At 42.4% G+C, this 236-nt stretch carries 1 pseudogene; it reads left to right on the forward strand.

Features of this window, described 5'->3' with window-relative positions:
- A pseudogene (locus SB775_RS34765) lies at window positions 1-236 on the forward strand (avidin-fold protein); the annotation flags it as partial.

Consider the following 236-nt stretch of genomic DNA (forward strand, 5'->3'; position numbering starts at 1 on the left):
TTGTTTCAATATGACAGAAAAACCTTTATCCCGCAGTCTAATTCGAGTAATGGGGAAGTATCAGAAAGAACCATATTTCAATATCGTCAGGACGGGAATATTTTAACGGGCATATATTAAGGCGGCAGTATTGTATCTGGCGGACTTGTAGGAACAGTGAAAGAGGATGGAACACTTCATTTTAGATACCACCATGTGAGCAAGGATGGCAGCATGAGAAGCGGGACCTGCGATTC

The sequence above is a fragment of the Peribacillus sp. SIMBA_075 genome (genome assembly GCF_046534585.1).